The sequence below is a fragment of the Tahibacter aquaticus genome (assembly GCF_004363655.1).
Lineage (GTDB): Bacteria > Pseudomonadota > Gammaproteobacteria > Xanthomonadales > Rhodanobacteraceae > Tahibacter > Tahibacter aquaticus.
Genome location: NZ_SNZH01000001.1, coordinates 701,445 through 721,084, shown reverse-complemented (window position 1 = coordinate 721,084; position 19,640 = coordinate 701,445). Strand labels below are relative to the sequence as shown.

18 protein-coding genes are annotated in these 19,640 nt (G+C 66.8%); 13 read left to right on the top strand and 5 right to left on the bottom strand.

From position 1 onward, the window contains the following. Positions 1-116: 116 nt before the first annotated feature. From gatB to gatC, 3 genes are read right to left on the bottom strand one after another with little or no spacing between them, the layout of a single operon-like run. Positions 117-1,583 carry an Asp-tRNA(Asn)/Glu-tRNA(Gln) amidotransferase subunit GatB gene (gene gatB / locus DFR29_RS02885; RefSeq protein ID WP_133817040.1) on the bottom strand — a complete coding sequence of 489 codons (1,467 nt, stop codon included), beginning with the start codon at positions 1,581-1,583 and terminating at the stop codon, positions 117-119. Continuing rightward, entirely contained in the window at positions 1,580-3,031 is a 1,452-nt protein-coding gene (gene gatA, locus DFR29_RS02880; protein ID WP_133817039.1) for an Asp-tRNA(Asn)/Glu-tRNA(Gln) amidotransferase subunit GatA, read from the bottom strand. Before gatA ends, gatB begins: the two co-directional genes overlap by 4 nt. Further along, a complete protein-coding gene (gene gatC, locus DFR29_RS02875) occupies positions 3,028-3,315 on the bottom strand; it encodes an Asp-tRNA(Asn)/Glu-tRNA(Gln) amidotransferase subunit GatC (protein WP_133817038.1) in 288 nt (95 codons plus the stop codon). Before gatC ends, gatA begins: the two co-directional genes overlap by 4 nt. Before the next feature lie 197 nt (positions 3,316-3,512). Here gatC and DFR29_RS02870 point away from each other — a divergent pair, with 197 nt between their 5' ends. From DFR29_RS02870 to DFR29_RS02845, 6 genes are all read left to right on the top strand, one after another. After that, the gene (locus tag DFR29_RS02870; RefSeq protein WP_133817037.1) at positions 3,513-4,559 is read left to right on the top strand and encodes a rod shape-determining protein; all 1,047 of its coding nucleotides are present in this window, start codon (positions 3,513-3,515) and stop codon (positions 4,557-4,559) included. A 55-nt stretch (positions 4,560-4,614) separates the two neighbouring features. Further along, complete coding sequence (mreC, locus tag DFR29_RS02865) at positions 4,615-5,778, top strand: rod shape-determining protein MreC (RefSeq protein WP_133817036.1); 1,164 nt, start codon at positions 4,615-4,617, stop codon at positions 5,776-5,778. Next, positions 5,775-6,266, top strand: coding sequence for a rod shape-determining protein MreD (gene mreD / locus DFR29_RS02860; RefSeq protein WP_133817035.1), 492 nt, complete (start codon positions 5,775-5,777; stop codon positions 6,264-6,266). Before mreC ends, mreD begins: the two co-directional genes overlap by 4 nt. Next, positions 6,263-8,164 carry a penicillin-binding protein 2 gene (gene mrdA, locus DFR29_RS02855; RefSeq protein ID WP_133817034.1) on the top strand — a complete coding sequence of 634 codons (1,902 nt, stop codon included), beginning with the start codon at positions 6,263-6,265 and terminating at the stop codon, positions 8,162-8,164. Before mreD ends, mrdA begins: the two co-directional genes overlap by 4 nt. Further along, complete coding sequence (gene rodA / locus DFR29_RS02850; protein WP_133817033.1) at positions 8,161-9,276, top strand: rod shape-determining protein RodA; 1,116 nt, start codon at positions 8,161-8,163, stop codon at positions 9,274-9,276. The genes mrdA and rodA overlap by 4 nt, the downstream gene beginning before the upstream one ends. A gap of 79 nt (positions 9,277-9,355) precedes the next feature. Continuing rightward, positions 9,356-9,796 carry a hypothetical protein gene (locus DFR29_RS02845; RefSeq protein ID WP_133817032.1) on the top strand — a complete coding sequence of 147 codons (441 nt, stop codon included), beginning with the start codon at positions 9,356-9,358 and terminating at the stop codon, positions 9,794-9,796. On the opposite strand, the gene DFR29_RS28940 is transcribed toward DFR29_RS02845, so the two are convergent. After that, positions 9,786-9,932 (bottom strand): hypothetical protein, encoded by a 147-nt coding sequence (locus DFR29_RS28940; RefSeq protein ID WP_166653829.1) that lies wholly within the window; start codon positions 9,930-9,932, stop codon positions 9,786-9,788. The genes DFR29_RS02845 and DFR29_RS28940 overlap by 11 nt on opposite strands. Before the next feature lie 228 nt (positions 9,933-10,160). Here DFR29_RS28940 and mltB point away from each other — a divergent pair, with 228 nt between their 5' ends. The 7 genes from mltB to DFR29_RS02810 all read left to right on the top strand — a co-directional run bounded on the left by mltB (position 10,161) and on the right by DFR29_RS02810 (position 18,084). Continuing rightward, on the top strand, positions 10,161-11,165 hold the full coding sequence (mltB, locus tag DFR29_RS02840) for a lytic murein transglycosylase B (RefSeq protein ID WP_133817031.1): 1,005 nt from the start codon (positions 10,161-10,163) through the stop codon (positions 11,163-11,165). Between the two features lie 5 nt (positions 11,166-11,170). Continuing rightward, positions 11,171-12,148 (top strand): septal ring lytic transglycosylase RlpA family protein, encoded by a 978-nt coding sequence (locus DFR29_RS02835; protein WP_341829845.1) that lies wholly within the window; start codon positions 11,171-11,173, stop codon positions 12,146-12,148. Between the two features lie 43 nt (positions 12,149-12,191). Further along, a complete protein-coding gene (locus DFR29_RS02830) occupies positions 12,192-13,451 on the top strand; it encodes a D-alanyl-D-alanine carboxypeptidase family protein (RefSeq protein WP_133817029.1) in 1,260 nt (419 codons plus the stop codon). After that, positions 13,451-13,741 carry a DUF493 family protein gene (locus DFR29_RS02825; RefSeq protein WP_133817028.1) on the top strand — a complete coding sequence of 97 codons (291 nt, stop codon included), beginning with the start codon at positions 13,451-13,453 and terminating at the stop codon, positions 13,739-13,741. The genes DFR29_RS02830 and DFR29_RS02825 overlap by 1 nt, the downstream gene beginning before the upstream one ends. After that, entirely contained in the window at positions 13,729-14,433 is a 705-nt protein-coding gene (gene lipB, locus DFR29_RS02820) for a lipoyl(octanoyl) transferase LipB (RefSeq protein ID WP_425598816.1), read from the top strand. The genes DFR29_RS02825 and lipB overlap by 13 nt, the downstream gene beginning before the upstream one ends. 5 nt (positions 14,434-14,438) lie before the next feature. Further along, positions 14,439-15,410 carry a lipoyl synthase gene (gene lipA / locus DFR29_RS02815; protein WP_133817026.1) on the top strand — a complete coding sequence of 324 codons (972 nt, stop codon included), beginning with the start codon at positions 14,439-14,441 and terminating at the stop codon, positions 15,408-15,410. Positions 15,411-15,888: 478 nt separating this feature from the next. Then, positions 15,889-18,084: a carboxy terminal-processing peptidase gene (locus tag DFR29_RS02810; RefSeq protein WP_133817025.1), complete on the top strand. Its 2,196-nt coding sequence runs from the start codon at positions 15,889-15,891 to the stop codon at positions 18,082-18,084. 150 nt (positions 18,085-18,234) lie between these two features. Here DFR29_RS02810 and DFR29_RS02805 read toward each other — a convergent pair whose 3' ends face one another. After that, positions 18,235-19,599, bottom strand: a complete 1,365-nt coding sequence (locus DFR29_RS02805; RefSeq protein ID WP_133817024.1) for a leucyl aminopeptidase family protein — start codon at positions 19,597-19,599, stop codon at positions 18,235-18,237. Positions 19,600-19,640 lie beyond the last annotated feature (41 nt).

Genomic DNA, 19,640 nt, shown 5'->3' with positions numbered 1-19,640 from the left:
TCACGCCTCGCCATGGCGAACATTTTTCGCCATGGCTTGTTCGGCGGCGAAGTACGGCGATGCCGGGGTTGGCCTGGCGGCTTACCCCAGCCTGGGTTCGCCCCGGTTTGCGCTTCTCAGCCGAGTTTCTGCCGCAGCAGTTCGTTCAGCTGTTGCGGATTGGCCTGGCCCTTGGTGCGTTTCATGACCTGGCCGACGAAGAACTGCAGCAGCTTGTCGTTGCCTTTGCGGTAGTCGTCGAGCTGGCTGGGATAGTCGGCCAGCACCGCGTCGATGGCAGCACCCAGCGCGCCGCTGTCGGAGATCTGCTTGAGTCCTCGGGCGTCGATGATGGCGTCGGCGCTGCCTTCGCCTTGCCACATGGCGGCGAAGACGTCCTTGGCGATCTTGCCGGAGATGCTGCCGTCGCGCAGGCGCTGCAGCAGCTGCGACAGGGCAGCGGGGCTGACCGGCGCGGCGGCGATGTCGATGGCGGCTTCGTTCAGGCCGGCGGCGACTTCGCCAAGTACCCAGTTGGCGCAGAGCTTGGCCTGGCCGGGTACCGCGGCGAGCACGGCTTCGAAATAGTCGGCGTTGGCGCGGTCGGCGCAGAGCTGGTCGGCATCGGCTTCGGGCAGGCCCAGTCCGTCGATATAGCGCTGGCGGCGTGCCTGCGGCAGTTCCGGCAGGGCGGCGCGTTCGCGTTCGATGTCGGCGGTGGCGATGGCCAGCGGCGGCAGGTCGGGGTCGGGGAAGTAGCGGTAGTCGTCGGCGGATTCCTTGCTGCGCATGGGCCGGGTCTGGTGGCGCGTGGGGTCGTACAGGCGGGTTTCCTGCACGATCGCTTCGCCGTTTTCCAGCGCGCGGATCTGCCGCTCGATTTCGTATTCGATGGATTTTTCCACAAAACGGAACGAGTTGACGTTCTTGATCTCGGTGCGCGTGCCCAGCCGGGTTTCGCCGTCGCGGCGCACCGAGACGTTGCAGTCGCAGCGGAACGAGCCTTCCTGCATGTTGCCGTCGCAGATGCCCAGCCAGCGCACCAGCGTGTGTACGGTGCGCATGTAGGCCACGGCTTCGGCGGCCGAATGCATGACCGGCGCCGAGACGATTTCCAGCAGCGGTGTGCCGGCGCGGTTGAGGTCGATGCCGGTTTCGGCGTGGAAGGCGTCGTGCACGGATTTGCCGGCATCTTCTTCCAGGTGCGCGCGCTGGATTTCCACGTCGATGCGGCGGCCGTCGTCGACCCGCACCGCGATCTTGCCGTCGGCGACGACGGGAAGTTCGTACTGGCTGATCTGGTAGCCTTTGGGCAGGTCGGGATAGAAATAGTTTTTGCGCGCAAATACCGAATGCTGCGCAATCGTGCCTTGTACGGCCAGGCCGAACTGGATGGCCTTGCGGATGGCTTCGCGGTTGGGCACCGGCAGGGTGCCGGGCAGGGCGACATCGAGCAGCGCGGCCTGCGTATTCGGCTCGGCGCCGTAGGCGGTGGCCGCGCGGGAGAACAGTTTGCTGACGGTGGAGAGCTGGGCGTGGATTTCCAGGCCGATCACGGCCTGCCAGCCGCGCTGGTCGGCGTTGCTGCGGGTTTCGGTGCTCATGCGGCGGGTTCCTGCAGATGCCAGTCGGTGACGCGCTGCAATTGATGGGTGGCGTTGAGCAGGCGTGCTTCGGCGAAGGCCGGAGCGATCAGCTGCAGGCCTACTGGCAGGCCGTCGACGAAGCCGGCCGGCGCGGAGATCGCCGGCAGGCCGGCCAGGTTGACCGCGACGGTATTTACGTCGGCGGCATACATGGCCAGCGCATCGCCGGATTTCTCGCCGAGCCTGAATGCCGGCGTCGGCGTGGTCGGGCCGGCGATGAGATCGACCGAGGCAAATGCGGCGGCAAAATCGTTGGCGATCAACCGGCGCACTTTCTGCGCACGTACGTAGTACGCATCGTAGTAGCCGGCCGACAGCGCGTAGGTGCCGACCAGGATGCGCCGCTTGACCTCGCTGCCGAAGCCTTCGGCGCGGCTGCGGCTGTACATCTCGTCGAGCGAACGCGCCTCGGCGCAGCGATGGCCGTAGCGCACGCCGTCGTAGCGGGCGAGGTTGCTGGAGGCTTCCGCCGGCGCGATCACGTAGTAGGCGGCAATGGCGTGGTGCGCGTTGGCCAGCGCCATGTCGACCAGCACCGCACCGAGTTTTTCCAGCTCGGCCAGCGCCTCGTGGCAGCGCTGCGCCACCGCCGGCAGCACGCCGCCGCCGAAGTATTCGCGCGCTACGCCGATGCGCAGGCCGTGCAGCGGCTTGTCCAGGCTGGCCTGCACGTCGTCCGCCGGCCGCTCGACGCTGGTCGCGTCGCGGTCGTCATGGCCGGCGATGGCCTGGAACACCGTGGCGCAGTCCTGCGCCGAGCGCGCCAGCACGCCGGCGCAGTCCAGGCTGGAGGCGTAGGCAATCATGCCGTAGCGCGAAACGCGGCCGTAGGTGGGCTTCAGCCCGGTGATGCCGCAGAACGCAGCGGGCTGGCGGATGGAGCCGCCGGTGTCGGTGCCAATCGCATACGGCACGATGCCCGCGGCGACGACGGCGGCCGAACCGCCGGAAGATCCGCCCGGCACGCGATCGCTGCCCCAGGGATTGACGCAGGCGCCGTAGGCGCTGTTTTCGTTGGACGAGCCCATCGCGAACTCGTCCATGTTGGTCTTGCCGATGCGGATCGCGCCGGCAGCATGCAGCTGCTCGACCACGTGGGCGTCATAGGGCGGCACGAAGTTCTGCAGCATGCGCGAGCCGCAGGTGGTGGTTATTCCCTTTGTGCAGAAAATATCTTTCAGCGCAAAAGGGATCCCTGCCAGCGGCGCGGCCGTGGCGGTGCGCGCGCTGTCGGCGGCTGCGGCGGCGGCCAGCGCTTCGTCGCCCTGCAGGCTGACGAAGCCGTTGAGCGCTGCGCACTGGCCGGCGCGCTGCAGCGCCTGCTGTACGAGGTCCACCGCGCTGCGGCGGCCGCTGCGCAGTTCGTCCGCCAGCACGGCGAGGGTGGGAAATGCGGTGCTGCTCATTCGATCACCTTGGGCACGAGGTAGTAGCCGCCCTGGGAGAACGGGGCGAGCGCCAGCAGTTCTTCGCTGCGGTCGGTTTCGCCGACGCGGTCGTCGCGCAGGCCGAGGCTCTGGTCGTGGGGATGTGCCAGTGGCGTCAAATTGTCCACATTTGCGGCGGCCAGGTCGTCGAACAGGTGCAGCACGCGTTCCAGGTCGCTGCGCAGGCTTTCGAGTTCGTCTTCGCGCACGGCAAGCCGGGCGAGGCGGGCGATATGGCGTACCGCAGTGTGGTCGAGGGACATGTGGAAGAATGCGAATGGGTGGAGCGACCGAACTTAGCATGTCGCCGTTGCCTGCCAAAGCGCATAACTCCGGCCGCGTTCCGCCATATTTCGGCCAGACAAAAATGCTTTCTTAACGCGGCTTTACCTTGCTTCTGCAGGGCCTCGACACTAGACTGTGCGGCCTTTTCCGCCCCCCTTTCCAGCACTGGGCGATCATGTTCAAACGCTTCCGCGGTATGTTTTCCAACGATCTTTCGATCGACCTTGGCACGGCCAATACCCTGATCTACGTCCGTGGACAGGGCATTGTGCTGAACGAACCCTCGGTGGTGGCGATCCGGCAGGATCGCGGCCCCGGCGGTCCCCGCAGCGTGGCGGCGGTCGGTACCGACGCCAAACGCATGCTGGGCCGTACACCTGGCTCCATCGTCGCCATCCGGCCCATGAAAGACGGCGTCATCGCCGATTTCATGATGACCGAGGCGATGCTGCAGCATTTCATCAAGCAGGTGCACAAGAGCCGCATGTTGCGGCCCAGTCCGCGCGTGCTGATCTGCGTACCCTGCGGTTCCACCCAGGTGGAGCGCCGCGCGATCAAGGAATCGGCCGAGGGCGCTGGCGCCCGTGACGTATTTCTGATCGAAGAGCCCATGGCCGCAGCCATCGGCGCCGGCATTCCGGTGCACGAGGCGCGTGGCTCGATGGTGCTGGATATTGGCGGCGGCACCTCGGAGGTGGCGGTCATCTCCTTGAATGGCATCGTTTATTCCCAATCCGTGCGAATCGGTGGCGACCGCTTCGACGAGTCCATCGTCAATTACGTGCGACGCAACCACGGCACCCTGATCGGCGAGGCCACGGCCGAGCGCATCAAGCTGGAAGTCGGCTGTGCCTACCCGCAGAGCGAAGTGCGCGAGATCGAAGTCTCCGGTCGCAACCTGGCCGAAGGCGTGCCGCGCATGTTCACGATCAACTCCAACGAAGTGCTGGAAGCGCTGCACGAGCCCTTGTCGGGCATCGTCTCGGCGGTACGCAGCGCGCTGGAGCAGACCCCGCCGGAACTGTGTTCCGACGTGGCCGAGCGCGGCATCGTGCTGACCGGCGGCGGCGCCCTGCTGCGTGATCTGGACCGGCTGATTTCCGAGGAAACCGGCTTGCACGTGCAGGTGGCCGACGAGCCGCTGACCTGCGTCGCCCGCGGTGGCGGCCGTGCGCTGGAACTGATCGACCTGCACGGCAGCGATTTCTTCGCTCCTGAATAATCCGCGGCACACGCCGCGGCCTGGCCGCGGCGTTTTCCTCCTGGCCTGATTCCCGATGCCGCTTGCCCGCACCGACACCAGTCCCCTGTTCGGCGCCGGCGCGACCAGTACCTTGCGTCTGGTCGTGTACCTCGCTCTGGGCGTGACCCTGATGGTGGCGGACTTCCGTGGCCATTATCTGAAGCGCGTGCGCGAATTCACCGCCGTGGCGATCGAGCCGGTCTACCGTATTGCCGCGATGCCGGCGGATGCGGCCCGCGCGGTGCGCCTGGCCGTGGCCGACCGCCAGGCCCTGACCCAGGAAAACCAGCGCCTGCGCGAAGCCCTGCTGCTGACCCAGGCCCGGCTCAACCGCCTGGGCGCGGTGGCCGAGCAGAACACGCGCCTGAAGGAACTGCTGGAAGTGCAGCATTCGCTGGGCCTGGGCGTGCAGCTGGCCAAGCTGATCGACATCGTGCTCGACCCGTACCGCCAGCGCATCACGCTGGATGCCGGTGCCAAGCAGGGTATTGTCGTCGGCCAGGCCGTGCTGGATGCCTACGGCGTGATGGGCCAGATCAGCGAAGTGCTGCCGACCACCTCGACGGCGGTGCTGATCACCGATGCCTCGCACGCCATCCCGGTGGTGATCGAGCGCACCGGCTTGCGCACGATCGCCTATGGCAGCGGCAGCAGCGATCGGCTCGATGTGCCGAACATTCCGGTCAGCGCTGACGTGAAGAGCGGCGACAAGCTGATCACCTCGGGCCTGGGCGGCAGTTTTCCGGCGGGCTTTCCGGTCGGCGAGATCCAGTCGGTAGCGGCCGAGCCCAGCGGCATGTTCGCTGTGGCGGTGGCGCGTCCGGCCGCGGCGCTGGAGCGCAGCGGCGATGTGCTGCTGTTGAGGCCGTTGGCCGATCCGGTAGGTCCACCGGCGCTCAAGGGCGAGACCGGGCCGCCGTCACCGCCGCCGGGCGAAGGGGCGGCGTTTGGCGTACCTGCGGCAACCTCGCCGCAGCCCCCGGCCGGCACCGCGGCGGCCGTGGCCAGGCCGGCGGCCGGTGCGCCGGCCAACAATCCGGCAAGCAGCAATGCGGCAGGCAGTCCGGCGACCACGCCGGCGGCGCCTGTCTTGCGCCCCGCCCATCCAGCGGCGGCGCGCCCCGCCGCCCCGCCTGCGCAAACCACGCCAGCCACAGCAGCGCCGGTCACGGCAGCGCCGCCGGAAACCACGCCATGAACCGCCATCGCGCCCATTCGATGCTGTTCGTCTTCAGCCTGGCCGTGGCCTGCCTGCTGCAGCTGATGCCGATGCCGGCCTTCATGCTGCCATTCCGGCCGTATTGGCTGGGCCTGATCCTGATCTACTGGGCGTTGGAAGAGCCGGATCGCATCGGCCTGGGCCGCGCTTTCCTGCTTGGCCTGGTCGGCGACGTGCTGCAGGGCGATCTGCTGGGCGATCAGGCCCTGCGCCTGGCGGCGCTGGCGTTTATCGTGCTGCGCTTCCGCGCCCGGCTGCGCTTCTTTCCGATGTGGCAGCAGTCGCTGGCGGTATTTGCCCTGCTGCTGAACGACCGCGTGCTCAGCCTGATGGAGCGTGCCTTCACCGGCGACCCGATTCCGCCGCTGAATTTCTGGTATGCGCCGGTAGCCGGCATGCTGGCCTGGCCCTGGGTATTCCTGCTGTTCGACGACCTGCGCGCGCGGCTGCGCGTGCACGAGGCATGAGTCCGCGCCGCACCAAGCTCAAGGACAGCGGCAGCGAGGTGGCGCTTTTCCAGCGCCGCGCCGTTGCCGGCTTTCTGATCATCGTGGTCTGCCTGGGCGTGCTGGCGGCGCGCTTCGTCAACCTGCAGGTGCTGCGCCATGCGGAATTCGCCACGCGCGCCGACGCCAACCGCATCAAGCTGCGGCCGATTCCGCCCGCGCGCGGGCTGATCTTCGACCGCAACGGTATTCTGCTCGCCGACAACACCGCGGCGTTCCGCCTGGAAGTGGTGCCGGAGCGGGTCAGGAACATGGATGCGTTGCTGGACGAACTGCGCAACGTGGTGCCGCTCACCGACGACGACATCAAGCGCTTCCAGGAATCGCGCAAGGGCCGCCGCGGCTTCAACAGCCTGCCGCTGCGGTTTCGCCTGTCCGACGACGAAGTGGCCAAGTTCGCGGTCAATCGCTGGCGTTTCCCCGGCGTCGAAGTGGTGCCTTACCTCACCCGCACCTATCCGCGCGGGGCCGAGTTCGGCCATGTCGTCGGCTATGTCGCGCGCATCGACGAGGCCGATCTGCAGAAGCTCGACGCCAGCCGCTATGCCGGTACCACGCATGTGGGCAAGACCGGCATCGAGCGCTTTTACGAAAACCTGCTGCACGGCGAGCCCGGCTACGAACGCGTGGAAACCAATGCCGACGGCCGCGCCCTGCGCGTGCTCGACAGCACGCCACCACGTCCGGGCAAGAACCTTTACCTGAGCATCGACGTGCGTCTGCAGGAAGCCACCGAGGCGATCTTCGAGGGCAAGGCCGGCGCCGCCGTGGCGATCGATCCGCGCAACGGCGAAGTGCTGGCCATGGTCAGCGTGCCCAGCTTCGATCCCAATCTGTTCGTCAACGGCATCAGCCATACCGACTATCGCGGTCTGCTGTCTTCGCCCTTGCGGCCGCTGTTGCACCGCGCCCTGGTCGGCACCTACAAGCCGGGTTCCACGGTCAAGCCGTTCATGGGCATTGCCGGCCTGGAGATGGGCGTGCGCCAGCCCGGCGATACCGTCGTGTCGACCGGCGAATTCCATATTCCGGGGCAAAGCCGCGGCTATCGCGACTGGCGCCGCGGCGGTCACGGCCGGGTGGGCCTGGTCGAATCGCTGGCCCAGTCGGTCAATACTTATTTCTACTCGCTGGCGCTGGACATGGGCATAGACCGCATGACCAGCTATCTCGGGCGCTTTGGCTTTGGCAAGCCGACCGGCATCGATCTGAACGGCGAAGGCAACGGCATCCTGCCGTCCAAGGACTGGAAACGGGCCATGTTCGACAAGCCCTGGTTTCCCGGCGAAACCGTCATCGCCGGCATCGGCCAGGGCTACTGGGTGGTGACGCCGGTGCAACTGGCCAATGCCACGGCGATCCTGGCGGCGAAGGGCGAGCACCACCCCATCCACCTGCTGCGCGCGACCCAGCTGGGCTTCAATGCGCCGGTCGAACCAATGCCGCTGGCCCGCGTCGATTCCAGCTTCATCGTCAAGATGACCAACTGGGATCTGGTGCGCGACGGCATGGTTGCCGTGGTCGCCGGCCCTACCGGCACTGCCGCGCGCGTGTTTGCCGACGCGCCGTATACCGCCGCCGGCAAGACCGGCACGGCGCAGCGTTTTTCCCGCACCGGCGACGAAGTCGACAAGCGCGGCCTGACCGACGCTCAGCGCCACCAGGCCCTGTTCGTCGCGTTTGCACCGGCCGAGCAGCCGCAGATTGCCCTGGCCCTGGTGATGGAGTTCGGCGCCAGCGGTTCGGCCGATGCGGCGCCGCTGGGGCGCAAGATCCTCGACGCCTGGCTGGCGCCGCCACCAGGCACGCTGGCGCCGACGCCGACCGCCGCGCCCCCTGCCATGGGACCGTCGCGATGATCGATACCCACCTGGACCGGCTTGCCCAGGCGGCCAGGCGCCAGTTGCGCCGGCCGCGCGTGGATCTGCCGCTGCTGCTGGCGCTGGTGCTGGTCGGCACGATCGGCCTGGTCACGCTGTACAGCGCCGGCGACAAGGACGCGAGCATCGTCATCAACCAGGGCATGCGCTTTCTCATGGGCGGCGTGGCCCTGATCGCGATGTCGCGCATTCCGCCGTCGACCCTGCGCAACTGGACGCCGTGGTTCTACGCCATCGGCGTGGTGTTGCTGGTGCTGGTGGAGCTGTTCGGCGAAGGCCGTGGCTCGAATCGCTGGCTGGACCTGAAATTCGTGCGCTTCCAGCCGTCGGAACTGCTCAAGCTGGCCACGCCGATGATGGTGGCCTGGTATCTGCACGCGCGCACCCTGCCGCCGGACTGGCGCGACCTGTTCACCGTTGCCGTGATCATCGGCATCCCGGCCGGCCTGATCGCGGAACAGCCCGACCTGGGCACCTCGCTGCTGGTCGCCGCCAGCGGCGCGTTCGCGCTGTTCCTGTCCGGCCTGTCCTGGTGGCGCATCGGCGGCCTGCTTGGCCTGGCCGCGGGCGCGGCTCCGGTGGCCTGGCATTTCCTGCACGAATACCAGCGCAATCGCGTGCGCATGTTCATGGATCCGGAATCCGACCCGCTCGGCAACGGCTGGCACATCATCCAGTCGGAAATCGCGGTCGGCGCCGGCGGCGTCTTCGGCAAGGGCTGGCACCAGGGCAGCCAGTCGCGCCTGGAATTCCTGCCCGAGCACACTACCGACTTCGTGTTCTCGGTGTTCAGCGAGGAGTTCGGCCTGATCGGCGTAGTGCTGCTGATCTCGCTGTACGTCTTCATCATCGGCCGCAGCCTGTGGATTGCGGCGAATGCCAAGGACACCTATTCGCGCCTGCTCGCCGGCGCCATCGGCATGTCGTTCTTCGTCTACGTCATGGTCAACGGCGGCATGATCACCGGCCTGCTGCCCGTGGTCGGCGTGCCGCTGCCGCTGGTGAGCTACGGCGGCACTTCGGCGGTCAGCCTGCTGACCGGCTTCGGCGTACTGATGTCGATTCATGCGCATCGCAAGGCGCTGCGCTGAACGCATCACATGTAGTGAACGCGCGTGTGGCGGGATCGGCGTAGCATGCGGCAAAGCCACAGGGAGGCTACGTCCGGTCATGGCCAATGCCCGCACGCGTTACGACACGATTGCCGAGTTCATGACCCGGCAGCACGATGCCACCGCAAGCAGCCTCTACGGCAAGCCGGCGGTACAGGTAAACGGCACGGCGTTTTTGTTCTACATGCTGCCGGGCATGGCGTTCCGGCTGCAGGGCCGCGCGCGCGAACAGGCGCTGGCCCTGCCGGGTGCGACGAGCTGGGCGCCGCTCGGCGTGGCGGGCGAACGCAGTCCCTGGGTGCTGGTCCCCGTGGCGAGTTTCCTGCGCTGGGACAGGCTGGCGATCGAGGCGCTGCGCTATGCGCAGGAAGGCCAGGTCAACACGCCGAAGGCGGTGCCGCTGCAAGGGCCGCCCGAGGCGCCTCCGGCAGCGCAGCGCTGGCGCGACAACATCAAGTCCCTGTGGGAGAAGGCGTCGACTTTCCGCCTCACGCGCTGACGCGGCAAGCGCAAGCGCCATGATGCCGGCCGGCGAGGCCGGCGCGCTGCTGCAGGCGTTTGCGGCGCGGCGTTCGCAGCGCGCCGATGCGCTCCCGCGGCGCGATGACGCGCTGGCATTGCAGCGGCAGCGTCATCCACCGCGGCGCCTGCTTGCCTGGGGCGCGAACTCGACGGCGCGGCGGCCCCCCGCGGGGCCCTGAACCCCTGCAGCCGTGCACGGTTTGCCGGCGCGGAGCCGTGCGAACAGGCCTACAGAACCGAGCCCGAGGCCCAGCTGAACCGTGACTGCAGCGCGGGTTTGGCCCCTCGATACGCATGCTAACCTAGCGCCTGTTTGCCCAGACGCTGGCCAGGCGCTATCGATGCCCGTGTTTTTCCGTGTTCTTTCCGTCCTTGCGTGTCCGCTGCTCGCCGTTTCCGTCGCCTTCGCCGGGGATCCGCCGGCCGTGCCCGCCCAGGCCCAGCAGATCTTCGCCGCCGAGCAGGCGCGCGATTTCGGCCTCGATGCGGTTGACGTGCTGGCCATCCTGGCCAAGGCCGAATACCAGCAAAGCATCATCGACGCGATTTCCCGGCCAGCCGAGGCGACCAAGCCCTGGAAGGACTACCGGCCGATCTTCATCACCGATGCGCGCCGCGACGGGGGCATCGCCTTCTACCGCGACAACCGCGAACTGATCGACAAGGTAGCGGCGCAGTTCCAGGTGGCGCCGTCGATCATCGTTGCCATCATCGGCGTGGAAACCAGCTACGGCCGCATCACCGGCAAGTACAAGGTGCTGGATGCGCTGACCACGCTGGCCTTCTACTATCCGCCGCGAGAAAAGTTCTTCCGCGAGCAGCTGTCGCAGCTGTTGCGGCTCAATGACGGCCACCTGGCCTATCCGATCGAGGAATTGCGCGGCTCCTACGCCGGCGCCATGGGCTGGGGCCAGTTCATGCCCACCTCGATCGCGCGCTTCGCCCAGGACTACGACGGCGACCAGCGCATCGACCTGTGGAATTCCACGCCCGACATCGTCGCCAGCGTGGCCAGCTATTTCCAGGGCCACGGCTGGGAGCCGGACGGCCCGGTGGCGCTGCGCGCCGAACTGGCCGAAGGGGCGCGGGAGATCAGCCCGGCCAACAGCGAGCCGGTCTATCCGCTGGAACAGCTGCACGCCTGGGGCTACCAGGTGGCGGAACACCTCGACCCGCAGCGCCCGGCCACCTTGCTCAAGCTGGAAGGCGAGCAGGGCACCGAATACTGGGTCACCTTCCAGAACTTCTACGTCATCACCCGCTATAACCGCAGCCCCATGTACGCCATGGCAGTGAAGCAGCTGGCCGAGGCGATTGCCGCGGGCAGCGAGGGCAGCGGTCCGTGAGGCGCGTGTGGCTGCTGCTTGCGCTGGCCCTGCTGACGGCCTGCGCCGGCAACAAGGCCAAGCCCGGCCGCGCCGTGGCACCGCGTCCGCCGGCCGCCAGCGCCGCGCCCGAATCGGCCCCGTCCGCGCCAGAAACCAGCCTCAGCCAGGCGGAACGCTATCGCCAGGCGCACGATGCCGGGCCGAGCGAGACCATCGATGTCAGCAAGATTGCCGAACCCGAACCCAAGACCGAACCGCTGTCGCGCTACGGCAACCGCTCGCCGTACAGCGTGCTGGGCCGCACCTACCAGGTGCTGCCGACTTCGCAGGGTTATGTCGAGCGTGGCATTTCTTCCTGGTACGGCAACAAGTTCCACGGCTATATGACGTCGAGCTTCGAGCCCTACGACATGTACAAATTCAGCGCCGCGCACAAGTCGCTGCCGCTGCCGAGCTGGGCGCGCGTGACCAATCTGGAAACTGGTAAAAGTGTAATAGTGCGCGTGAACGACCGCGGCCCGTTCCACGACAACCGCCTGATCGACCTGTCCTACGCCGCCGCGGTGAAGATCGGCGTCTGGCCCAAGGGCACCGGCCTGGTCGAGGTGCGCGCGCTGACGCCGGGCGAAGTCGAGCCGGATGTACGTGCCGCCGCCACGGTGGCGAAGACGCCGCCGCGGCCATTGCCCAGGACCACCCCGGTCGATGCCAGGGCGTCCGCGCCGGCGCCAGCCACCGCGCTGGCCGACGCCAACGCAACACAGCAGCCACGCATCTATCTGCAGGTCGGCGCCTTCGGCGAGCAAAACAATGCCGACCGCGCCGCGCAGCGTGTCGCTGCGGCCGGGCTGGGCGACGTGCGCGTGGTCGAGGCCTCGGTCAATGGCCGCAGCGTGCGGCGCGTGCGCCTGGGCCCGCTGCGCGACGTGGACGAAGCCGACCGCCTGACCCAGGAAATCCGCCGTCTCGGCCTGGGCGAAGCCCGGGTCGCCATCGATTGATCCAACGCCGGCCCACGGCCGGCCTTACATGTACGGAAGAACCATGTCGTATCGCTTGAATTTGCTCGCCAGCGTCTTGCTGACCACCTGCGCCGGACTTGCCGTTGCGCAGACACCGACCCCGGCTGCGGCCACACCCAAGCCCGCCGCCGTACCCGTGCCCGGCGCTATCGCCGCGCCGATGCCGCCGCCGCCCAGCCTGGATGCGAAAAGCTGGGTGCTGATGGACTACGCCACTGGCCAGATTCTCGCTTCCAGCAATCCGGACGAGCGCGTCGAGCCGGCCTCCATCACCAAGATCATGACCTCGTACGTGGTCTCGGCCGAACTCGCCGCCGGCAAGGTCAAGCCCGACGACCAAGTGTTCATCAGCGAAAACGCCTGGCGCGGCGGCGGCGCCGGCACCGACGGCTCCACCAGTTTTCTCGCGCTGAATTCCAAGGTAAAGCTGCACGATCTGCTGATGGGCATGATCGTGCAGTCGGGCAACGACTCGGCCATTGCCCTGGCCGAGCACCTGGCCGGCTCCGAGGCGGTGTTTGCCGACCTCATGAACGAATATGCCAAGCGCCTGGGCCTCAAGGACACGCATTTCGTCAACGCCAGCGGCCTGTCGGCGCCCGACCACTACACCACGGCACACGACATCGCCAGCCTGTCGCGCGCGCTGATCCGCGATTTTCCCGAGGACTACAAGATCTACGCGATCAAGGAGTTCGAGTGGAACGGCATCAAGCAGCACAACCGCAATGCGCTGCTCTGGCGCGACGCCTCGGTCGACGGCATCAAGACTGGCCACCATTCCGCCGCCGGCTATTGCCTGACCGCCTCGGCCAAGCGCGACGACGAACGCCTGATCACCGTGGTGATGGGCACCAAGGGCGAGAAAGTCCGCGCCGACATGACCCAGGAACTGCTCAACTACGGCTTCCGTTTCTACGAGACGCACAAGCTCTACAGCGCCGACAAGCCGGTGGCCGAGCCGACCTTGTGGAAAGGCCAGGCCGACACCATCCAGCTCGGCGTGAGCGAAGACGTGCTGGTGACCCTGCCGCGCGGCCGCTATGGCGACCTCAAGGCCGCCATGGATGTGCCGGGCCGTTTCGTCGCTCCGTTCAGCAAGGGCCAGAGCGTCGGTACGCTGCGCATCTCGCTGGACGGCAAGCCTTTGCTCGAACGGCCCATCGTTGCGCTGCAGGAGTACCCTGAAGGCGGTTTCATGCACCGCCTCGGCGACGGCATCCTGCTGTGGTTCAAGAGCGACGAGGCGATCCAACCCTCCAAGCAACCGGATACCAAGTGATGCGCAATCTGGATGACATCCAGCCCGAATCGCCGCAACAAGGCTTTCAATTCCCGGGCCTGTTCGAAATCACCGCCGTCGGCAATGCCGGCACCGGCCTGGATGAGCGCATGCCGCTGCTCATCGCCGGCCTGGGCCTGAACGTACTGGAAGGCTCGGTCCGCTCGCGCCCGTCGCGGGAAGGCAACTACGTCTCCGTCACCTTGAGCTTCACCTGCCCCGACCGGGAAAAATACGACGCCGCCCATGCCGTGCTGCGCGCCGATCCGGACGTGCGCTGGACGCTGTAACAGGCCTGCCGATGAGCGAGAAACTGCCGGTACTGGTGCGCGAGCTGCCCGGCCTGTGGCCGTATGAGCCCGTCTGGCGCGCCATGCAGGCGTTCACCGACGCGCGCAGCGCCGCCACCACCGACGAGTTCTGGCTGCTACAGCACGAGCCGGTATTCACCCAGGGCCAGGCCGGCAAGGCCGAGCACGTGCTGGCTGCCGGCGACATTCCGGTCATTCCGGTCGACCGCGGCGGCCAGGTCACCTATCACGGCCCGGGCCAGATCATGGCCTATACCCTGGTTGACCTGCGCCGCCTTGGCATCGGCGTGCGCGAGCTGGTGCTGCGCATAGAACAATCCATCATCGACACCCTGGCGCACTGGAATATCGAAGCACAGCGACGCGAAGGCGCGCCGGGTGTCTACGTCAACGAGGCCAAGGTCGCGGCGCTGGGGCTGCGCGTGCGCCGCGGCTGTTCCTTCCACGGCCTGGCCTTCAACGCGGCCATGGACCTGGAACCGTTCCATCGCATCAACCCCTGTGGTTATAAGGGTTTGGCCGTGACCCAGGTGCTAGACTTGGGCGGCCCGGCCAGCCTGGCGGTACTGCAATCCACACTGGTCGAGGAACTCGCCCGGCACCTGGGATTGCAGCCGCATCCAGCCGATCCCGTCATCCCTGCGGCGCCTGTTGCCGCCGCCCTTGCCTGAATTGCATGGACACTTCGATCTCCAAGGCCATCCCCATCGTCGTCGTCGGCGAAAAACAGCTGGGCGAAGACAAGATCGCGCGCAATCGCGCGGTTTTCGACCAGGCGCCCAAGCTGCGCAAGCCGGACTGGATCCGCGTGCGCATTCCGCCGGGCAATGCGGTGGCAAAGCTGAAGGCCAAGCTGCGCGAAAACCGCCTGGTCACCGTGTGCGAGGAAGCGTCCTGCCCGAACATCCACGAATGCTTCGGCAAGGGCACGGCCACGTTCATGATCCTGGGCGAGGTCTGCACGCGCCGCTGTTCCTTCTGCGATGTCGCCCACGGCCGGCCCAAGCCGCCGGATCCGTCCGAACCCAGGCACCTGGCCGACACCATCCGCGACATGGGCCTGCGCTACGTGGTGATCACCTCGGTCGACCGCGACGATCTGCGCGACGGCGGTGCCCAGCATTTCGCCGACTGCATACGCCTGGTGCGCGAGCAGAGCCCGACCATCCAGATCGAAATCCTCACGCCCGATTTCCGCGGCAAGGGCCGCATGGAACGCGCGCTGGAAATTCTCCAGGTGTCGCCGCCGGACGTGTTCAACCACAATCTGGAAACCGTGCGCGAGCTGTATCGCGAAGTGCGCCCGGGCGCCGACTACGACTGGTCGCTGGACCTGCTCAAGCGCTTCAAGGCGCAGCATCCGGAAGTGCCGACCAAGTCCGGCATCATGCTCGGCCTGGGCGAGAATTTCGAACAGGTCGAAGGTGCCATGCGCGACCTGCGCGCGCACGACGTCGACATGATCACCATCGGCCAGTACCTGCAGCCGACACCGCACCACCATCCGGTCATCCGCTACTGGACGCCGGAGGAATTCAAGGCGCTGGAAGTCTCCGGTTATGCGATGGGCTTCCAGCACGTGGCCTCCGGCCCGATGGTGCGCTCGTCCTACCACGCCGACGAAATGGCCCACGCGGCGGGTATCTGATAGCGGCTGCATAGGGCATGGACAAATCCGGCGGCAGCGGCGACGGCGCGAACATGCCGTCGCGGCGTTGCGCCGATTGTCAATTTGTTCACCAGTACACGCGGCTGCCGGCCGCATAGGCCATAGGTCATGCGGAACTTTCCGCCTGCCGCCATACCCTGTGCCTGCAGGCGGGAACGCGTGGTGGCGGTGGGCAGAACTGCCCGCTGGTCGACACAGGCGGACTCGGCCATGAAGCGTCTGCCGGTCGGGTTCTGTGGCATTTCCCGCTGACTGGTGCCGGCTTTTTCGAAACTTTACCGGGCGGCGTGACAGACTGGCCGCCGGAATGCTGGAAAAACGCGCTGAAAAGCCCCAATTTGCGCCGGAAGGGCCGGGATCGCGATATAGAATCGTCCCAGGCCCGAAGGGCAAGACAACGGCACCGCGGCCAGACCGTTCGCCTCATGCAAAGCAGCTGTTTCTGCTGGAGACCTACATGCGCAAGACCCTTATCGTCCTCGCTCTTCTGGCCTCCGGCCTGGCCCTGGCCAAGCCGAGCGGACAGTCCGGTCCGCTGCTGAAGCCCGTCGAGGACCAGGCCGAAGCGGCCATCTGGGCCTCGCGCTTCCTGACCCGGTTCCACTACAAGGCCGTGCCGCTGGACGACGCCATGTCGGCCAAGATGTTCGACGCGTATTTCGATTCGCTCGACGGCGAGAAATTGTTTTTCCTCAAGTCCGACGTCGACAAATTCAGCGTCGCACGCGACCAGCTCGACGACGCGATCTTCAACAAAGACCTGTCGATGCCGTTCGCGGTATTCAATCTCTACCTGCAGCGAGTGGCCGAACGCACCAGCTATTCGCGCGAACTGCTGAAAAAGCCGTTCGATCTGAATGCCCAGGAAAGCTACGCCTACGATCGCGAAAAAGCCCAGTGGGCCGGTTCCACGGCCGAGCTGGACGATCTGTGGCGCAAGCGCGTGAAGAACGATGTGCTGCGCCTGAAGCTGGCCGGCAAGAAGGACGACGAAATCCGCAAGACGCTGGACAAGCGCTATATCGGCTTCGGCGACCGCGTTGCCCAGATCAACAGCGAAGACGTGTTCCAGACTTTCATGAACGCGTACGCGACCTCGATCGAGCCGCATACCAACTACCTCGGCCCGCGCGCCAGCGAGAACTTCGATATTTCGATGAAGCTGTCGCTGGAAGGCATCGGCGCGGTACTGCAGCGCGAAGAGGAATACACGGCGATCCGCGAAATCGTGCCGGGCGGCCCGGCGGCACTGTCGGGCAAGCTCAAGGTCGGCGACCGCATCCTCGGCGTTGGCCAGGGCGACAACGGTGCCATCGCCGACGTGATCGGCTGGCGCCTGGACGACGTGGTCGAGCAGATTCGCGGCCAGAAAGACACGGTGGTGCGCCTGGAAGTGCTGCCGGCCGACGGCGGCCCTGACGCCAAGCACCAGATGCTGTCGCTGGTGCGCAAGAAGGTCAGCATCGAGGAACAGGCGGCGAAGAAGCAGATCATCGAGGTCAAGGAAGGCAGCGCCACGCGCCGCGTCGGCGTGATCCAGCTGCCCACTTTCTATCTCGATTTCGATGCCCGCCGCCGCGGCGACAAGGACTACAAGAGCGCCACGCGCGACACTGCCAAGCTGCTGGCCGAACTGAAGGCCGAGAAAGTCGACGGCGTAGTCATCGACCTGCGCAACAACGGCGGCGGCTCGCTGAGCGAAGCGACCGAACTGACCGGCCTGTTCATCGACAAGGGCCCGGTAGTGCAGGTGCGCAGCGCCCAGGGCCGTGTCGAGACCGAAGACGATCGCCAGTCCGGCATGACCTGGGATGGCCCGCTCGCGGTGATGGTCAACCGCGGCTCGGCCTCGGCGTCGGAAATCTTCGCCGCGGCGATCCAGGACTACGGCCGCGGCCTGATCATCGGCGAGCCCACCTTCGGCAAGGGCACGGTGCAGATGCTGGTCGATCTGGACAACGCCGCACAGAACGAGAAGCCGAAGTTCGGCGAGCTGAAAATGACCAGCGCGCAGTTCTTCCGCATCAATGGCGGCACCACCCAGCTGCGCGGCGTCGTGCCGGACATTGCTTTCCCGGACGGCGGCGAGGCCAAGGAGTTCGGCGAATCCAGCTACCCGAACGCGCTGCCCTGGAGTTCGATCACACCGGCCTCGTACGAAGCCGTGGCCGATCTCAAGCCCATCCTGCCGACGCTGGCCACGCGCCACGAAGCGCGCGTGACCAAGTCGAAGGAATGGCAGTACTACGCCGAAGACCAGGCCGAGATCAAACGCCTGCGCGCCGAAAAGACCGTTTCCCTGAACGAGGCGGAACGGCGCAAGGAACGCGACGAGCAGGAAGTGCGCAAGAAAACCCGCGATGCCGAGCGCGCTGCACTGGACGAGGCGAGCAAGAGTGGCGTCACCGTCGCCAGTGCCAACGACGACAGCGAAACCGATGTGCAGGCGCCAAGCAGCGACGACGGCCTGCAGGCGGACGAGCGCAGCATCAAGAGCCAGGTCGAGCGCGAGAAGGCCGCCAAGGAACGCAAGGACGTGGCCCTGGACGAGGCCGCGCGCATCCTCGCCGACGAAGTCGGCCTGATCCGCGCCGACACCAAGCTGGCGCAGCAGGTGCTGCCGCAGCCGGGTACGCATATCAGCGTGGATTGACCAGGCGGCCTTGTGCAGTAGTGGAATTCTGCACGCAGGCCGGCAGCAATAAAAAACGGCGCCATCGGCGCCGTTTTTTATTGCTAGCGAAGCGCGCGCCGGCAAGGCGGTGCGCCAGCCGGCAGCAACGTCTGTCCTGCAGTTCGCCCGTCAGCCGTAGCGCCGCTTGAGAAACTCGAAATAGCCACGCAGGCCCTGCGCTTCGCCGCCGCGCGGTTTGCCCGGGCGGTCGCCGTCGTTCCAGGAATACACGTCCAGATGCGCCCAGGGCACGTTGTCCGGGACGAAGCGTTCCAGGTACAGCGCCGCGGTGACCGCGCCGGCGTGGCGCGAGGCGCCGGAGTTGGCCATGTCGGCGACATAGGAGTCGAGCATGGTCAGGTAGGGGCGCCATAGCGGCATGCGCCATAGCGGATCCTGCCAATGCTGGCAGGCCTCCAGCAGTTCCCTCGCCAGGTTCTCGCCGTTGCTGAACAGCGCGGGCAGATCCGGCCCCAGGGCGATGCGCGCTGCGCCGGTCAGTGTGGCGAAATCGAGGATCAGGTCGGGCTTGAGTTCGCCGGCATAGGTCAGCGCATCGCACAGCACCAGGCGCCCTTCGGCGTCGGTATTGTCGATTTCCACACTGATACCCGAGCGTGTGACGATGACTTCGCCCGGCCGGAAGGCGTTGCCGGACACGGCGTTTTCCACCGCCGGAATCAGCAGGGTCAGGCGCAGGTTGAGCTTGGCCTGCATCACCAGTCCGGCCAGGGCGATTGCGTGGGCCGCGCCGCCCATGTCCTTTTTCATCCAGCGCATGCCATCGGCGGGTTTCAGGTCCAGGCCGCCGGTATCGAAACAGACGCCCTTGCCGACGATGACGACGTGCGGGCCTTTCTTGCCCCAGCTCAGTTCGGCCAGGCGCGGCGGCCGGTGACTGGCGCGGCCGACGGCGTGGATGGTCGGGAAATTGTTCTTCAGCAGCGCATCGCCGACCCATTCGCGGTACTTGGCGCCATGGCCCTTGCCCAGTTCGCGCATCGCGGCGCAGAGCTCGGCCGGACCCATGTCTTCGGTCGGTGTGTTGATCAGGTCGCGCACCCGCGTCGCGGCTTCCACCAGCGGGCGCAGCGCGGCCAGCGTGCCGGCGTCGAGCGCCAGCTGTGCCGGTGCGCGTCGCGGCTTCTTGTAGCGGCTGAACTGGTAGCTGCCCAGCGCCCAGCCCAGGGCGATGCGTTCGAGATCGACCCCATCGCCAGCGAGGCGATAGTCGCCGGCAGGCAGTCGTTGCGGCAGGCTGGCCAGGGCGTAGATATCGTCGCCGCGGCCGATGCCGGCCAGTACGCAGCGCACGCTGCCATCGTCGCCGGGCAGGCTCAGCACGCTGCCGCTGTCGGCCTTGAAGCCTTGCGCGTCGGCCCAGCGCCGGGCTTTCGCGCCGAGGCTCTTGAGCTGCGCATCGAGCTTGTCCGCGGTGAGCGCAATCAGCTCGATGGTGCGGCTGTTGCGGCGCAGTTCGATCAGTCCTTGCATGGGGCTCCTTCGTGCGCGGCCAGGCTGCCGCGCCGGCAATT

What these genes read in the sequence shown, in the direction of transcription:
- mltB (WP_133817031.1), top strand. Translation starts at nt 10,161, where the DNA reads ATGCCCGTGTTTTTCCGTGTTCTTTCCGTCCTTGCGTGTCCGCTGCTC.
- DFR29_RS28940 (WP_166653829.1), bottom strand. Translation starts at nt 9,932, where the DNA reads ATGACGCTGCCGCTGCAATGCCAGCGCGTCATCGCGCCGCGGGAGCGC.
- DFR29_RS02830 (WP_133817029.1), top strand. Translation starts at nt 12,192, where the DNA reads ATGTCGTATCGCTTGAATTTGCTCGCCAGCGTCTTGCTGACCACCTGC.
- DFR29_RS02870 (WP_133817037.1), top strand. Translation starts at nt 3,513, where the DNA reads ATGTTCAAACGCTTCCGCGGTATGTTTTCCAACGATCTTTCGATCGAC.
- mreD (WP_133817035.1), top strand. Translation starts at nt 5,775, where the DNA reads ATGAACCGCCATCGCGCCCATTCGATGCTGTTCGTCTTCAGCCTGGCC.
- mreC (WP_133817036.1), top strand. Translation starts at nt 4,615, where the DNA reads ATGCCGCTTGCCCGCACCGACACCAGTCCCCTGTTCGGCGCCGGCGCG.
- gatA (WP_133817039.1), bottom strand. Translation starts at nt 3,031, where the DNA reads ATGAGCAGCACCGCATTTCCCACCCTCGCCGTGCTGGCGGACGAACTG.
- DFR29_RS02810 (WP_133817025.1), top strand. Translation starts at nt 15,889, where the DNA reads ATGCGCAAGACCCTTATCGTCCTCGCTCTTCTGGCCTCCGGCCTGGCC.
- mrdA (WP_133817034.1), top strand. Translation starts at nt 6,263, where the DNA reads ATGAGTCCGCGCCGCACCAAGCTCAAGGACAGCGGCAGCGAGGTGGCG.
- DFR29_RS02805 (WP_133817024.1), bottom strand. Translation starts at nt 19,599, where the DNA reads ATGCAAGGACTGATCGAACTGCGCCGCAACAGCCGCACCATCGAGCTG.
- gatC (WP_133817038.1), bottom strand. Translation starts at nt 3,315, where the DNA reads ATGTCCCTCGACCACACTGCGGTACGCCATATCGCCCGCCTCGCCCGG.
- rodA (WP_133817033.1), top strand. Translation starts at nt 8,161, where the DNA reads ATGATCGATACCCACCTGGACCGGCTTGCCCAGGCGGCCAGGCGCCAG.
- DFR29_RS02845 (WP_133817032.1), top strand. Translation starts at nt 9,356, where the DNA reads ATGGCCAATGCCCGCACGCGTTACGACACGATTGCCGAGTTCATGACC.
- DFR29_RS02825 (WP_133817028.1), top strand. Translation starts at nt 13,451, where the DNA reads ATGCGCAATCTGGATGACATCCAGCCCGAATCGCCGCAACAAGGCTTT.
- lipA (WP_133817026.1), top strand. Translation starts at nt 14,439, where the DNA reads ATGGACACTTCGATCTCCAAGGCCATCCCCATCGTCGTCGTCGGCGAA.
- gatB (WP_133817040.1), bottom strand. Translation starts at nt 1,583, where the DNA reads ATGAGCACCGAAACCCGCAGCAACGCCGACCAGCGCGGCTGGCAGGCC.